Source organism: Burkholderia sp. FW306-1C-G01B (genome assembly GCF_058781685.1).
On the sequence record NZ_JBYSWZ010000005.1, the window covers coordinates 45,184 to 60,616 of the forward strand.

The 15,433-nt window shown below is 70.1% G+C and carries 11 protein-coding genes; all 11 read right to left on the reverse strand.

Annotated elements, in window-relative coordinates:
• Positions 1-9: 9 nt before the first annotated feature.
• The 11 genes from tssG to AC3WLY_RS11890 all read right to left on the reverse strand — a co-directional run bounded on the left by tssG (position 10) and on the right by AC3WLY_RS11890 (position 15,431).
• The gene (gene tssG, locus AC3WLY_RS11840) at positions 10-1,116 is read right to left on the reverse strand and encodes a type VI secretion system baseplate subunit TssG (protein WP_492308353.1); all 1,107 of its coding nucleotides are present in this window, start codon (positions 1,114-1,116) and stop codon (positions 10-12) included.
• Positions 1,113-2,984 carry a type VI secretion system baseplate subunit TssF gene (gene tssF, locus AC3WLY_RS11845; protein ID WP_492308352.1) on the reverse strand — a complete coding sequence of 624 codons (1,872 nt, stop codon included), beginning with the start codon at positions 2,982-2,984 and terminating at the stop codon, positions 1,113-1,115. Before tssF ends, tssG begins: the two co-directional genes overlap by 4 nt.
• Positions 2,985-2,988: 4 nt before the next feature.
• Positions 2,989-3,546, reverse strand: coding sequence for a type VI secretion system baseplate subunit TssE (tssE, locus tag AC3WLY_RS11850; protein ID WP_310140073.1), 558 nt, complete (start codon positions 3,544-3,546; stop codon positions 2,989-2,991).
• 26 nt (positions 3,547-3,572) lie between these two features.
• Positions 3,573-4,064 carry an Hcp family type VI secretion system effector gene (locus AC3WLY_RS11855; RefSeq protein WP_175959136.1) on the reverse strand — a complete coding sequence of 164 codons (492 nt, stop codon included), beginning with the start codon at positions 4,062-4,064 and terminating at the stop codon, positions 3,573-3,575.
• An 83-nt stretch (positions 4,065-4,147) separates the two neighbouring features.
• Entirely contained in the window at positions 4,148-5,656 is a 1,509-nt protein-coding gene (tssC, locus tag AC3WLY_RS11860) for a type VI secretion system contractile sheath large subunit (RefSeq protein ID WP_425130930.1), read from the reverse strand.
• Complete coding sequence (gene tssB / locus AC3WLY_RS11865; protein WP_034179510.1) at positions 5,649-6,203, reverse strand: type VI secretion system contractile sheath small subunit; 555 nt, start codon at positions 6,201-6,203, stop codon at positions 5,649-5,651. The genes tssC and tssB overlap by 8 nt, the downstream gene beginning before the upstream one ends.
• An 82-nt stretch (positions 6,204-6,285) precedes the next feature.
• Positions 6,286-7,401: a type VI secretion system protein TssA gene (tssA, locus tag AC3WLY_RS11870; protein ID WP_310140064.1), complete on the reverse strand. Its 1,116-nt coding sequence runs from the start codon at positions 7,399-7,401 to the stop codon at positions 6,286-6,288.
• Positions 7,388-9,733: a serine/threonine protein kinase gene (locus AC3WLY_RS11875; protein ID WP_492308351.1), complete on the reverse strand. Its 2,346-nt coding sequence runs from the start codon at positions 9,731-9,733 to the stop codon at positions 7,388-7,390. Before AC3WLY_RS11875 ends, tssA begins: the two co-directional genes overlap by 14 nt.
• A 40-nt stretch (positions 9,734-9,773) precedes the next feature.
• Positions 9,774-10,481, reverse strand: coding sequence for a type VI secretion system-associated protein TagF (gene tagF / locus AC3WLY_RS11880; protein WP_175959131.1), 708 nt, complete (start codon positions 10,479-10,481; stop codon positions 9,774-9,776).
• The gene (tssM, locus tag AC3WLY_RS11885) at positions 10,463-14,095 is read right to left on the reverse strand and encodes a type VI secretion system membrane subunit TssM (RefSeq protein ID WP_492308350.1); all 3,633 of its coding nucleotides are present in this window, start codon (positions 14,093-14,095) and stop codon (positions 10,463-10,465) included. The genes tagF and tssM overlap by 19 nt, the downstream gene beginning before the upstream one ends.
• Position 14,096: 1 nt before the next feature.
• A complete protein-coding gene (locus tag AC3WLY_RS11890; RefSeq protein ID WP_175959129.1) occupies positions 14,097-15,431 on the reverse strand; it encodes a DotU family type VI secretion system protein in 1,335 nt (444 codons plus the stop codon).
• Between the last annotated feature and the right edge of the window lie 2 nt (positions 15,432-15,433).

Consider the following 15,433-nt stretch of genomic DNA (forward strand, 5'->3'; position numbering starts at 1 on the left):
GGCTCCCGTTTAGGCGGTTTCGCGATGAAGGGGGGCACCGCCACGCCGCACGTCGTAGCGGACGACGAGGTCGCGCGCGGGGCCCGGTTCGAGACGCTGCCCGAGCCACGCGGTGCGGCCGATTCCCTGCCGCCCGCCGAGCGCGATCGCCGGCACCGCGTCGGCGGCCAGTTCGAGCTGCAAGTCCCAGTCGAACTCGATGCCGACGTATTCGCGCACCCATTGCGCAAGCTGCCGGGCATGCGGGCCGCCCGGCAGGAAACGGCGGTACGCGTCGAGCGATAGCGGGCCGAGCACGATCCGGAAGCGCGACTGCGCATCGCGCACCGCGACGCCGAGCGCGACGGCGCCGACACGCAACGTCGGCCGCGTCGCGCGGATCGTGCAACGCTGCGAGCGTTCGATCGCGACCCACTGCGGCACGTGCTCGACGATGCGCGCATCGACGCCGAAATGTTGGCGCAGGATCTGCACGAGCCCTTCCGGGTTGCGTGTGTGCCGCACGAGATGGCCGGCATGGAAATAGCGTGCATGCGGCGCGAGCGTGTCGGCGGTTGCCGTGGCCAAGGCACCGGCTTGAGCGGCCGGCCTGTCGCCGCGCGCCGCGCGCCCGATCAGGCTCGCGATATAGCCGTCGAACCGTGCGCGTTCCGGGCGATCGAGGCTCACCGTCGGCTGCGCGTCGGCCCACGCGCGGTAGAACAGCAGGATCAGCCGGTGATGGAACAGGTCCGCGAACGCGGCGAACGTCGGGTCGTCGTGCTGGGCCGCGCGCTCGTGCGCGTATTCGGTCAGGTGCGTCGGCAGCGGCCCGTTCGGCCCGAACAACCCGAAACCGTGGATCGCGATGCGCGGCGGCGCGGTGCCGTTCTCGTGCACGCCGGCCAGCATCGACGCCGCGAATGCGAGCGACGGCTGCTGCCCGAGCCGCACCGGCTCGTCGCGCGGTCGCGCGGCATGGCCGAGCGGCGCGCGGCCGGGCGACAGCGCGTCGAGCCAGCGCAGCGCCTGGAACAGGTCGTAGCCGTGCGGCGCGGCCCGCAAGCGAGCCCACCACGCATCGCGGCGGGCGTCGCCGGCGGTCGGCTGCACGCCGGGAGTCGTATCGCGTTTCATATCGCGGGCCGCCTGCCGATGCGCGCGGGCCAGTGCGCGAGCGTGCCGCGCTGCGCACTGGTCAGCACGCATTCGGCGAACGCGTTGATCGACACATGGCGCGCGAAGAACTGTTCGAGCACCGCGCCGAGCAGGAACGGGCTGTCGCCGGAGAACGCATGGTCGTCGACGGTCACGTCGACCTGCACGCCGCGCCCAAACATCAGCGGCCCGAGCGCCGGCAGCCGGCGGAACACCGGCGAGAACGCGACGCGCTGCACGCCGTCGATCTGCCGACGCATCGCGGCGTCGGCCGGGTCGGCATGCAGGCCGAGCAACTCGCGCAGCGCATGCGCGCCCTCGTCGTCGTCGAGATCGGTCAGCGTGTGGCGTGCGAGTCCGAGATGGCGGATCAATCGCCAGGCCGTCTGCGCATCGGCGATCGGCGGGCGCGGCCGTGACGGGCCGCGGATCGCGACGATGCGCTCGACCGGGGCCGATACACGCAACGTGAACGTGTTCGCGTCGCCGGGCGGCTGCAGCAGCACGAGATCGCGGTTCGTGCACAGCGTATCGGCGGACAGGTAGCGCATCGTTTCGTCGTACGGCGCGCACTGGCTGTCGACCAGCGATACATAGGTCTCGCTGCCGACATAGCCGGTGCGCGTGCCGTTCGCGCGCGCCTGCGCGGACACCAGCCGCGGCTCGCGCCGCACCGTGTAGTACGCGCCGTGGTTGCCGTCATCGCCGGCGAACGATGCGTGAAACGGCCGGAATTCGCGCGACTGGCCGTCGTCGCGCTGCTCGCTTGCGAGCCGCTGCACCGCATAGACCTCGTAGTCGAGCGGCCGGCTGCGGTCGACGACGACATGATGCTCGCGAGCGCCCGGCTGCAGCGGAATCCGATCGGCGCGGCGCGCGAACAGGTTCACGGCCGGCGTGCAGTTCAGCGCGAGATGGCGCGCGTCGACGGCCGCTTCGAGCGCCGCGTCGTGGCGATCGAACAGCACGGTCAGCTCGCACTCGTCGCCGGTCGCGCGCGCCAGCGCGGCACGCAGCCCGCCGATGCTGAAGAACAGGAAGCGCGCCGGAAACGCGAAATACTCGCGCAGCAGCCGGTAGCCGTGGAAGCTGCGGCCGTCGTCGGGCAGGATCGCCTGCGCCGGATCGAAACCCTCGTGGACGATCGCGTCGGCGTCGAGCGTATGCAGCCAGCGCGGCGGCTGCGCCGGGTCGTGACACACGACGCCGAGCGCATGCGCGGCGATCAGTTCGAGCAGATGCAGCGCGTCGCGCTCGGGGCCCGCGAGATGGAACGTCAGCCGGTCGAGCGGCAGTTGCGACAGCTTCGCACCGCCGCGCGCCTTCAGCCGGATGCGCAGCGTGCCGCGCACGTCCTGTCGCGCCGCGACGGCGCCGCGCGGCAGCCACGACGGCGCGCCGGTGACGGTCGCATCGGTCAGTTCGAGCGGCCACAGCGTCAGGTCGTGCGCGGTACGGAATTCGCACGCGGTCTGCTCGGACCCGGCCGGCCGCGCGCGCAGCGCGGTGCCGGCCGGCAGCAGCCAGCCCTGCGCAAGGCTGCCTTCGTTCATCAGCGGCGCGAACCGGACGATCGCCATCGACGGTAACGGCGAGATGTAACCGGGATACACGGCATCGAGCAGCGCCTGCGTGAAGCGCGGGAATTCGGCGTCCATCTTCAGCTGTACGCGCGCGGTGAGGAAGCTGAAACCCTCGAGCAGCCGTTCGACGTACGGGTCGGGCGGCCCCGATTCATGCAGCCGCAGCCGCGCGGCAACCTTCGGGAACTGCTGCGCGAATTCGCCGCCGAGCTCGCGCAGATACGCGAGTTCGCGATTGTAGTAGTCGAGCAGGCGCGTATCCATCGCGTCAGGCCCCCGCCACGGATTGCAGCGACATCGCACCCGTTTCCAGATCGAGGTCGGAGCGCAGCACGAATTCGAGCGGATGCGGGATCGACCACAGCGTGCCGCGGATCTCGAACAGCAGCACGTTGTGGCGCCGTTCGCCGGCCCGGCCGCCCGGCGCGTCGATCACGCTGCGCACCTCGACGCTGTCGGGTGCGATGCGCGGCTCGAAGCGAACGATCGCATCGCGGATCGACGCCTCGACCGACATCCGCTCGACGCCCGACATCGGCTTGCCGACGAGCGGCCGCATCCCGTAGTTGAGCACCGACGCCTGCGCGTGCGCGAACGCCGACCAGTCGACGAAACCGTCCTCGGCGTTGCGCGTGTTGAGCAGCCACGCGAGATCGCGCAGCACGGCGGCGCGCAGCCGCTCGGTGCCGATCCATTGCGCGCCGGGCGCTTCGGTTGCGCGCTGCGGCGCGTCGTCGGTGAGCCGGTCGAGCAGCGCGGGCTGCAGCCGGTCGCGCAGGCTGCCGTCCCGGCCCTCGCGTCCGTCACGGGTTCGCGGGTCGTCCATCGTCGTCTCCGTGCCTGCCCGGCCCGTCACATCTCGGTGTTTTCCTTGATGTTCCAGCCGACCGTCACCTCGGCGCCCTTGCCGCCGTTGTCGTTCTGCTGCCAGTACTGCTTCTTCACCTTCGCAGCCTGGAAGGCGTAATGCATCATCAGCCGGTCGGCGACATCGCCCGGATCGACGCCCGCCACCTGCGCGGACGTGACGAGCACCTCCTGCAGCGTCACGCGCATGAACTCGACCTGCGTGCCGCCCGTCTTGCACGCGGAAATCTCGACCGTCGACAGGTGCTTGCCGTTCGCGCAGTTCTTGATGATCGCGGGTGCGCCCTTGTCCATGTACGCGGCGACGACGAGATCGTTGAAGCTCGCCTTGCCCGCGTTGCCGCCGCTGCCGCTCGCCATCGCGCCCGGCTGGCTCGCGCCCCACGTGAACGACTGGATGTCGGTCCAGCCCTTGTGCTGCGCGTCCGCCGATTCGCCGGTCACGCCGTCCACCTTCATAAACATTGCTACGCCCATTGCCGTCTCCGTTTCGGTTCGAATTCAGGTTGAATGCCGTGTTGAAAGCCGCTTTCCGCTTATTTTTCAGCTCACTTCTTCGCTCATTCGTTCGCCGCTTTCGCGGTCGGCAGCCGAGAGATCAGCCGTAGCGACACGGTGAGCCCTTCGAGCTGGTAGTGCGGCCGCAGGAAGAATTTCGACGTGTAGTAGCCGGGGTTGTCCTCGACCTCGTCGACGACAACCTGCGCGGCCGCGAGCGGCTTGCGCGCCTTGGTTTCCTGCGACGAGTTCACGGGGTCGCCGTCGACGTAGTTCATGATCCAGTCGTTCAGCCAGCGCTCCATGTCGTCGCGCTCGCGGAACGAGCCGATCTTGTCGCGCACGATGCACTTCAGGTAATGCGCGAAGCGGCAGCATGCGAACAGGTACGGCAGGCGGCCGGACAGCCGTGCGTTCGCGGTCGCGTCGGGATCGTGGTATTCGGCCGGCTGGTACAGCGACTGCGCGCCGATGAACGCCGCGAAATCCGAGTTCTTCCGGTGTACGAACGGCATGAAGCCGTTCTTCGCGAGCTCGGCCTCGCGGCGGTCGCTGATCGCGATCTCGGTCGGGCATTTCTGGTCGACGCCGCCGTCGTCGGTCGGGAACGTGTGGCTCGGCAGCCCTTCGACCGCCCCGCCCGATTCGACGCCGCGGATCGACGAGCACCAGCCGTACTGCTTGAACGAGCGGTTGATGTTCGCGGCCATCGCGTATGCCGAGTTTGCCCACGTGTAGCGGTCGTGGTTCGCGGCGTCGGTGTCTTCCTCGAAGTCGAATTCGTCGACCGGATTGGTGCGCGCGCCGTACGGCAGCCGCGCGAGAAACCGCGGCATCGCGAGGCCGACGTAGCGCGAATCCTCCGACTGCCGCAGGCTGCGCCACGCCGCGTATTCGGTGTTCTGGAAGATCTTCGTCAGGTCGCGCGGGTTCGACAGCTCCTGCCACGAATCCATCTGCATCAGCTCCGGCGACGCGCCGGCGATGAACGGCGCGTGCGCGGCCGCCGCGATCTTCGACAGCTCGCCGAGCATTTCGACGTCGGGCGGGCTGTGGTTGAAATGGAAATCGCCGACCAGGCAGCCGAACGGCTCGCCGCCGAACTGCCCGTATTCCTCCTCGTAGATCTTGCGGAACAGCGGGCTTTGATCCCACGCGACGCCCTTGTAGCGCTTCAGCATCCGCGCGACCTCGTTGCGTGATGCCGGCAGCGCCTTGATCTTCAGCAGCTCGTCGGTCTCGGTATGCGTGACGAGGTAATGCAGGCCACGCCACGCGCCTTCGAGCGTCTGGAACTCCTCGTGATGCAGGATCTGGTTGATCTGGTCGGACAGCTTCCGGTCGATCTCCGCGATGATCTGCTTCACGCTGCCGTACGCGTCGGTCGTCATGCCGACCGTATGTTCGAGCGCTTGCTGCGCGAGCGTGCGCACCGCGCGCTCGACCGATTCGCGCGCTTCTGCCGTCTTCGGCTTGAATTCCTTTTGCAGCAGCGCGGCGAACTCGTCGTGCGCGACGGCCGGCTGCGCGGCGTCGCGCGTGTCGGCGCGGGTTTGGACGGGGTCATTCATCGCGGGCCTCCGGTTGGGTCGCATCGCCGCGCTGCGCGGATTCGTGCGGATTGCGCACGAGCGTCTTCAGCAGGTCGGGATCGTTGATCGCGCGCTCGATCAGTTGTTCGGCACCGTGCTTGCCGTCCATGTACGACAGCAGGTTCGACAGCTCGGTGCGCGCTTCCAGCAGCCGGCGCAGCGCGTCGACGTTGCGCGCGATCGCGGCCGGCGAGAAATCGTCGATCTGCTCGAACGTCATGTCGACGTTGAGCATCCCTTCGCCCGTCAGCGTGTTCGGCACCTGGAACGCGACGCGCGGCGCGACCGACTTCATCCGCTCATCGAAGTTGTCGACGTCGATCTCGAGGAACTTGCGCTCCGGCAGATCCGGCAGCGGCTCGGCGCGCTTGCCCGCCAGGTCCGAAATCACGCCCATCACGAACGGCAGCTGCACCTTGCGCTCGGCGCCGTAGGTTTCGACGTCGTACTCGATCTGCACGCGCGGCGCCCGATTGCGCGCGATGAACTTCTGTCCGCTGCCCGCTGCCTTGGTTCTGTCAGTCATCGTCCACTCCTTCACGTCGATCAGGTTGCGCGGTACGTTGCCGCCGCCCGCGTGGCGGCTTCCCTCGTTCGCTTCGTTCGGTTCATTCGCTTCGCTCTCCGCTCAGCAGGTCCAGCTTCGGCAGGCTCTCCGGCGCGAGATCGCGGATGATTTCGTAGAAGTCGAGCGCGAGCAGCCGCTGCGCGCGCCGCAGCAGCAGCGGCGCCGGATGGCTCGGCTCGTGCAGCTCGAAATAGCGGCACATCTTGTCGAGGCCGAGCCGTACGTCGTCGCGGCTCGTTAGCTCGGCATCGCGCCATGCGTGCGCGTTCGGCATCGCAGCGGGCGCGGCCGGCACGGTGCCGGCCTGCGATGCGTCACCGGATGCGGCCTGCGGCGTGGAGTTCGCTCCATCCGACGCGCCCGGCTGCGATTCGGGCACCGGCACTTCGCGCACGATCCGCTGCAACGCCTTCTCCGCATCGCCCGGATCGGGTGCCCACTCGCGGCCGAGCTTGTCGATCACGCACGCGCGGATCGTGTCCAGCGCTTGCAACGCGGCGCGCGCAGCGTCGAGCGGCGTCGTGCCGTCGCCGCGCACGGCCGACAGCGCGGCAATCAGGCTTGCGCGGCCGCCGGCTTCGTCGCGGCCGTCGAGCAGCCGTTCGGCATCGCGCACGCTCGGGCCGCCGTCGAACAGCGGCTGGCGGCGCGCCGCACGTGCGCAGTCGTGCGCGCCGGCCAAGTCGGCGAGCGCGTTCATCCGCGGTGTCGGGTCCGGTTCGTCGTCGGCGTCGAGCCTTGGATGCAGGTCGTCCCACCTGCGCTCGAGCAGGTTCGCGACGACCGCGAGCGCGTCCGCATAGCCGGGCAGGCCGTGTTGCTCGATCCAGCTGCGCGCGAGGTGCGCAACGACGCGCAGGTCCTTCGTGCGTGCGGACAGCGCAAGCGCCAGCCGCTCGACCGCGCCCCAGTCGGGCGCCTCGGCCGGGATCACGGTGTCGCCGTACTGCTGCTCGGCGCGCGGCGTCGCGCACTCCTGCAACTGCAGGAACTCGGCGTCGTATTCGAGATTCGCGCCGCACGGCGCATCGGGCGCGACGTCCGCGAGCAGCCGGCCGATCAGGTCGGCGCGCGGCGTTGCCCACGGTATGCCGGGCGGCCCCGGGGAAAGCGCGACGGCGGCCAGCGCCGCCTGGCTGATGTCATTCGAATGCATAGTCGATATTGATCGGTTTGCTGCCGAAATCGACCGCCACGGTGCGGTGCAACGGCGGCAGCGAGCCGTTGCGGATCTCGATCTGGTAGACGCCCGGCGTCAGCGACACGGAACGCAGCGGCGGGCTCGCGCCGCGCCGCGCGCCGTTTACGTACACGTCGCCCCACGGCCGCACGTTGAAGCGCACCTGGACGGTTTCCTGCGTCTTCGGCGGACGTTGCTCGGCAGGCAGCACGTTTACGGCGGCGACGGCCGTCTCGGCTTCCGACGGCAGCTTCGGGGCCGGCGTCGTCGCCGGTCGCGCGGCCGCTTCCGACGGCGGCACGCTGACGACGCGCTCCGACGTGTCGAGGCTGCCGGCGGGCGCGATGGCGGAACTGGAGCCGGATTGCGACGGGGCCGGGTTCGTGACGGCGGTCGCGACCTGCGGTGTGGGGACGGTGGCCTCGACGGCCGGTGTGCTGGCCGGCGCGGCGGCAACGGGCGGCGGCGGAACCTGAGCCGACGATCCGGCCGGCAGGCTCGACGGCGGCACGACGATCGGCGTCGGCCCGTGCTGGGCCAGCGTGGTGTCCGGCGTGCTGGCGGGCGACGACGTGCCGGCCAGCGGCTGGCTCGCGCCCGGTGCGGCCTCGTCGGCGACACGCGCGGGACGCGACAGATAGCTCGCTGCGAGGCCGACGGCGATCAGCGCGACGAGCGCGCCGCCGACGTAGACCGGTATGCGGCGGCGCGATCCTGCGGGTACGGGGCTGCGTTGGGTGCCGGACGGCGCGGATGCCCGGCTTGATGCCGATGCGGCGGAATGCGGTGCAGTCGTATCGGCGGCACCGGCAGCCGCATACGCGTTCCCGTTCGTGTTCCCGGAATCCGCTGCGCTGCGCTTGCCGATGTCTGCGTCGGCACGCGTGGATCGTGTATCCGCTTCGTGGTGCGTATCGGTTCTGGCAGCGGCTGGCTCCGTTGCACGCTCGGCGTTTCCGTTCGGCGCACCGGATTCAACCGGCTTCGCCGCGGGCTGCGAAGCATGCGAGGCCGACGATGCCAGCGCGCCCGTTGCCGCAATCGCGGCGCCCTGCGCAGCGGTCTTCGACGTTGAAGGCGCACCCACCCCCGGCTTGGCACCGAACACGGCAGATGCAGCAGATGCGGTGTCCGTCGGCGTCGACATACCGTCCTGACGCTCAGGCGTTGACGACTGCACATCCGACACAGTCTTGCCCGAAGCCGTCCCGCCCTCGCCGATCGCAGCAGCAGCGGCAGCAGCAGCCGACGCGATGCCCGCCGCAGCGGAACCCACCGAAGCCTCCGTCTTCCCTTCCCCGCCGCTGCCCGCATCCCCCACCGGCGGCACGACCGCCGCGCCATACCCGGCGCCCGTCCGGTCGAAGTCCCGCAACCCGAGCTCCGCCGCGAACGCCGCGACCGATTCCGGCCGATCCGGAATCCGCAGCTGCAGCGCATGATCGACGGCCGCGAGAAACGCCGGGCTGTATACCTCGCCGGCCGGCAACTCGCGCGACGCGAGCGGCCGGTACGTGTCCTTGATGCTGCGCACGACGGCCGCGGGCGGCAATTCGCCGGTAATCATCGCGTGCATTACCGCGCCGAGCGCGTAGAGATCGGTCCACGGCCCCTGGCTGAACGCGGGATCGTCGGTGTACTGCTCGATCGGCGCGTAGCCGGGCTTGATCATCATCGCGCCGTCGTCGACGAGATCGCCGATCCGTTTGCGCGCCGCGCCGAAGTCGAGCAGGATCGCGCTGCCGTTCGGGCGGATCAGCACGTTGTCGAGCGCGACGTCGCGATGGAAGCATTGCGCGCGATGCAGCGTGTCGAGCGCGCCGAGCAGCGCGCCGACGATGTTGCGCAGTTGCGTCTCGCTGATCCGCATGCCGCCGTCGAGCAGCTGCTTGAGCGTGCGCCCTTCGTAGAACGGCATCACCATGTACGCGGTGCCGTGGCTTTCCCAGAAGTGCAGGACCTTGACGAGCCCCGGATGATCGAATTGCGCGAGCAGGCGCGCCTCGTTGAGGAACGCGCCGCGCCCCGCGTCGAACGCCTGCGCGAACCGCTCGGAACGCAGCGACACCGTGTAGTCGCCGCCGCGCGTGGCGAGCATCGACGGCATGTATTCCTTGATCGCGACCGCGCGCCGCAACGTGCGGTCGAACGCGCGATAAACGATCCCGAAGCCGCCGATCCCCAGCACCTCGTCGAGCTGCAGTTCACCGAGGCGATGGCCGAGCGGCAGCGGCCGCACCGTGAATTCGGATGCGTCGCCGCGTGTCGCCGTGTCGTGCTCGTTGTCTCTCGATCCAGCGTCCTTCATGTCCACCTCATGAAACCGTGTGCCTTCTGCCCGCCGCGCTTCAGCCGGGCTGCTGACCGCCGCCGAACAGCGTCAGGAACAGCGCGTTGTCGGGCGTGCCCGTATGCGCATGCGTGCGCAGCGGCGATCCGTCGGCGCGGTTGGTCCACCAGAAGCTGGTGCCGCCGTGCGGATCGAAATAGCCGGACAGCCCCGGCCACGCAGCCGGCGCCGGCTGCTCCGACAGCGTCGCCGGCATGCCGTCGACGCGCTCCGCGTACCTGCCGCTGCCCGGCACGAGCCGCACGCGTTCGAGTGTCCGTTCGAGATCGCCCGGCGCGCGCGCATGGCGGATCGCGTCGAGCAGCGCATGGCCGACCTGCCAGTAGAACGCGTCGGCGGTGTCCGGCAGCCCGTTCCAGTAATCGGCCGCGCGCATCGGCAGCGTGACGATCACCGGGTAGTAGCGCCCCACGCGGTCGCAGCTCGGCGCGAGGCAGCCCGGCTGCACGCACGACGCGCCGGCGCCCGTCGGGATCAGGAAATTCCAGACCGGCGCGACCGTGTAATGGCGCTCGATCTCGTCCGCGCCGAGCTGGCGCATCGCGGCCATCCCCTGCTGGAGCCAGCGTTCCCACCACAGCGCGAGCGCATGCGGCAGCCGGCTGTTCACGAAGTCGCCGGCGCCGGGAATCTTCCCGTACCAGGCCGGCGCGTCGCCGGCGGTGCTCGTGAGCGGCGGTGTGGGGCTCATTGCTTCGGAGGGCATGTAAAGGACTCCATCTGGGCCAGCCTGAACGGGTTGCGGACGCTGCCCGCATTCACCTGCAGCACGATCGGTTTGCCGTCGACCGTGAAGCGCGCAATCATCTGGTCCGAGCCGTGGCCGGCCGATACCGCCGCGCGGTCGAACAGCCGGTGCAGCGCCCACGGCCCGCCGGTCGTGAAGCCGTCGGCCGCGCCGGCCTGCGCCGACACCTGCAGCCGCACCTGGTTGCTGCCGCGCGGGCCCGGCCAGTCCACCGCGCTCTGCACGAGCGGGCCGTGCGCGTAGCGGACGATCTGCCCGTCGACGTCGAGCACCATCTCCGTGATCGACGGGTCCATTTCGAGCGGCTGGATCTGCACCTTCAACTGTGCGGTGCGCGCCCCGCCGCCGAAATACGCGTCGCGGATCACCGCGGCCTTCTCGAACGACGCGAGCATCGCGGCCGCCGCCGGATCGGCGTCCGCATTGCGGTTCGCGAAGCGCCATGGGTGCGACGTCGTATCGACGATCGACTGCAGGTTCTTCTGGAAGAAATCGTCCATCAGGCCGCCCGGCGCGAACATCTGCGCGAAATCCGCCGGCGCGACGTCGCGCGACGATCCGCGCGCGAACGGATAGCGGCCCGCGATCGCCTGCCGGCAGAAATCGCCGACATTCGCGCCGGCCCGCAGCGCGACGCTGCGCTGCTCGACGGTCGCGACGCTGCCGTTCGCGACGTTCGACAGGTCGTCGAGCACTTCGCGGAACGGCGTCGGCAGGCGGCCGGCCTGCGCGCGCAGCCGCGCGGGCGCGTCGGATGGCGGCGGTTGCGCGCCGCTGCGCAGCGCGTCGTCGGTGGCCGTCAGATACGTGTACAGCGCGTCGATCGACTTCAGCACCGTGTCGAATCCCTGCGCCTGGTCGCCGCTGCCCGGCGCGAACGCGCGCAAGCCGGCGAAGTGGCTGTCGACGATCTGCTCGGGGCTCGCGGGCGCCGCCGCGGACGGAGTCGCGTCGCCTGCCTGGCCCGCGAAGATCTGCGACAGCGAGCTGCGCGCCTCGTCGACCTTGTCCTGCGCACGGGCCGCGAGATTGCGCGCCCCGCCCGGCGCATCGCCGAGCGCCGTGTCGCGCGCGAGCGCGACCATCAGCCGCGTGAGCGGCGAATCGGCCGACGACAGCGCGCGCGCCACCTGGATGCTCTGCGCGAGCGTGGCCGTGCGCTGCAGCTTGATGTCGGCAAGATAGTCGTCCCAGATCTTCAGGTAGTCGTTCAAGTAGAGCTGGCGGATATCGCGCGCCAACGCGGCCGCGTCGTTCGGCCCGGGGATCTCCGACAATCCGAGGTTCAGCACCCACACTTCCTCGCGCCCGTACGCTTCGACTTCGCCGGCCAGGCGCGGCGCGAACACGTTGCGATAGCCGTTGCGCGTATAGAGGCCCGGCACGCTTTCCGACAGCGGCTTGCCGCCCTGGCGGCGGAACACCAGCGACGCGTCGGGGCCGACCGCGCGCGCGACGCTGAAGTCGAACGCGGACGTCGCCGGGCGCAGCGTGCGCGTGAGCTGCCGGTACAGCCGCTGCGAGAACGGCACCTGCCGCAGCCGGTCGCGCACGTCGGCCACGAGCCGCTCGTTCATCGGATACGGCGACACCGCGACGCGGTTGCCGAACAGCGCGGCGAGATGCGCGCGCAGCGCGGACCGTTCGGCCGGCGAGAAATCGGGCGGCAGCGAGCGCTCCATTTCCAGATCGACGACGGCCTGTACGAACGCGGGATCGTAGTGCGCGCTGTCGTACAGCATCAGGTACGCCTTAAGCGCCGCATACGCGTAGTCGGTTTCGTCGGGCCGCGCGTCGCGCAGCGCGGCCTCCATCCGGCTCGCGGCGATCGGCAGCAGCACGTCGTCGAGCGCGCGCCGGTACACGGCATCGACGGCTTCGTCGATCTTCTCGCCCTGGAACAGCCCCCACCGATACGCGAGCGGCGGATGCTGCAGGTCGACGCCGCCCGCATTCGCGAGCCCGCCGAGCGCATCGAGCACGGGCAGCAGCCGCGCGATGTCGGCCGCGTCGGAGAACTTCGCACCGGCGATCCGTGAATCGACGGCCGGCACGCGCGCGGCGATCTGGTCGAGATACGCGCGGTTGTTCGAATAGCTGCGCAGCCACGCGGCCAGCACGGCCACGCATGCGAGCGCGAGCAGCGCGTAGCCGGCGATCCGCAGCACGCGCCGCTTCTGATGCCAGCGCAGGTCGCTGCCGGCGAGCGCGGCTTCGCGGAAGATGTGCTCCTGCAGCAGCGACTTCAGGAAGAAACTGCGCCCGGTCGAGCCGACCTGCGCGACCGGCGGCACGCCCTCGATCTTCAGGAAGCGCTTGATGCCGCTCATCACGCGATCGAACGCGGTGCCCTCCTGCGTGCCGCTCGTCAGGTAGACGCCGCGCAGCATCGGCATCGGCTCGAAGCTCGATACGGAAAACACCTCGGCGACGAACTGGCCGAGCATGTCCTGCAGGTCAGCGATCTGCTGCGGCAGCAGGTACGTCATCTCGCGCTGGCGTGCATCGGTCTGCGCGGCGAGCAGTTCGGGCAGACCGTCGTTCAGCCGCTGGTGCAGCAGCCGGTATTCGCGGTCGAATGCCGCGCGCAGGTCGAAGCCGGGCGCCTCGCTCTGCGCGAGCGGGAACGTGAAGCCCCACACCTGCGCGCATTCCGCGCGGCCGTAGCCGCCGAAATACTCGGCGAAGCCCGCGAGCAGGTCGGCCTTCGTCACGAGCAGGTATACGGGGAAACGGATGCCGAGCTGCGCGCGCAGTTCGAGCAGCCGCTTGCGCAGCACCATCGCGTGCTGCGTGCGTTCGGCTTCCGACGCGCCGAGCAGGTCGGCCACGCTGATCGTCAGCATCGCGCCGTTCAGCGGCTGGCGCGTGCGGTATTTCTTCAGCAGGTCGACGAAGCCTTTCCATTCGGCTTCGTCGAGCGCGCGGTTGCCTTCGTGCGTCGTGTAGCGGCCGGCCGTGTCGATCAGCACCGCGTCGTTCGTGAACCACCAGTCGCAGTGCCGCGTGCCGCCCACGCCGCGAATCGCCGCGCGGCCGAACTGCTCGGCGAGCGGAAAGCTGAGCCCGGAATTCACGAGCGCGGTCGTCTTGCCCGAGCCCGGCGCGCCGATGAACACGTACCACGGCAATTGATACAGATACTGGCGCGACATCCGGTCGAACCAGCGCGGCAGGCCCTTGCGCACCGCATCGGCCTGCCCGAAGCGGACCTTCTTCAGCAGCGTCGCGGCTTCGTCGAAGCGGCTGCGCAACTCGTCGAGCTGCGCCTTCGCCGGATCGTCGGCGGTGGCCGGCCCCGGCGCGGCCTCGCGCAACTGGTTCAGCAACTGCGCATTGAGGCGGCCGGCACGCCAGCTTCGCCACGCGACGCGCGCACCCCACGCGGCGAACAGCACCGCGATCGTCAGCCCGCGCGCCCAGCCGCTTTCGAGCGGCCGGACCTCGGCGAACGCGAACAGCGGGCCCGCGAGCCACACGAAGCACGCGAGCACGACCAGACCGGCGAAGGTCCAGATCTCCCGCGACGGCAACGGCAACGGTCGGACGAAACGCGCGACAGCCTGGTTCATGTCAGTTGGCCCCCTGCGTCGCGCCGACGGCGGCGCTGCCGGGAGCCGGCAGCAGCGTGATCTCGACGCGCCGGTTCAGCGCGCGGTTCGCGGGCGAATCGTTCGGCGCGACCGGATCGAGCGTGCCGCGCCCTTCCGCCGCGAGCCGTTCCGGATGGTCGAGCCGCGCGGCGATCATGCTGCGCACGGCTTCCGCGCGTTCGCGCGACAGGTCCCAGTTCGACGCGAAGCGTGCGGTATGCACGGGCGTGTCGTCGGTGTAGCCGGTCGCGCGCACGTTGCCGGGCACCTTGTTCAGCGCGTCGGCGACGCGCGCGAGCACCGGCACGTAGCGATCGATCACCGAGGTCGAACCGGACTTGAACAGCCCGTCGCCGCGCAACACGATCACGCTGCGATCGGCATCGTCGCGCACCGATACGAGGCCGGCCGCGATCTCGGGTGCCAGGAACTTCGCGATGCGCGGCGCCGGCGCCGGGCGCGGCGGCGCCTGCGCGGGCTGCAGCTTCGGTACGTGCAGCGCGTCGATCGATGCGAACAGTCGATCCGAATGCCCGGCAAGCGCGATGCGCAGCCCGACGAACACGCCGAAGCCGATCAGCAGCGCGAGCGCCACGCACACCCACAGCGGCACGGTGAAGCGGCGCGCGACGTCGCGCGTGACGACGTCGCGCCAGTGCGGCGACAGCGCGGGATCGAATTCGCCGCGCACCGAGCGGATCGTCTGCGCGAGCTGGCGGCGCAGCGCATCGAGTTGCGCGTGGCCGTTGTCGAGCACGCGATAGCGGCCCTCGAAACCGAGCGCGAGACAGAAATACAGCAGCTCGAGCAGGTCGAGATGCTGGCGCGGCTGCTGCGACAGGCGTTCGAGCAGGTGGAAGAACTTCTCGCCGCCCCACGTCTCGTTGTGGAACGACACGAGCAGGCTGTGCGACGACCATACGCTGCCGCCCCACGGCGTCAGCGCGGCCGCCTCGTCGAGCGCCGTGCACAGACAGTAGCGCGCGCCGATGATCGCCTCGGACGGCACGCCGGCTTCCTGCGCGCGCGCCTCGAACTGCCGGATCTCGACGACGAGATGCTCGCGCAGCCACGCCGGGTTCGGATGATGGACGGTCGAGCGGATCTGCGGCACCAGGTTGAGCAGCGGGTTCGCGGCCGCGACGAGCGGGTTCGTGCCGCTCGCGGCCCAGCGGCCGGGCCGCGGCTGCGTGGCCGTCGGCCCGGTCGCGCCGGACGCGCCGGATGCGGCGGCCGGATGCATGCCGCCCGGATTCGGCGGCACGAAGCCGCCCGCGCCTGCGCCGGTGGCGATCGAATCGGAGGAACTATTCATCG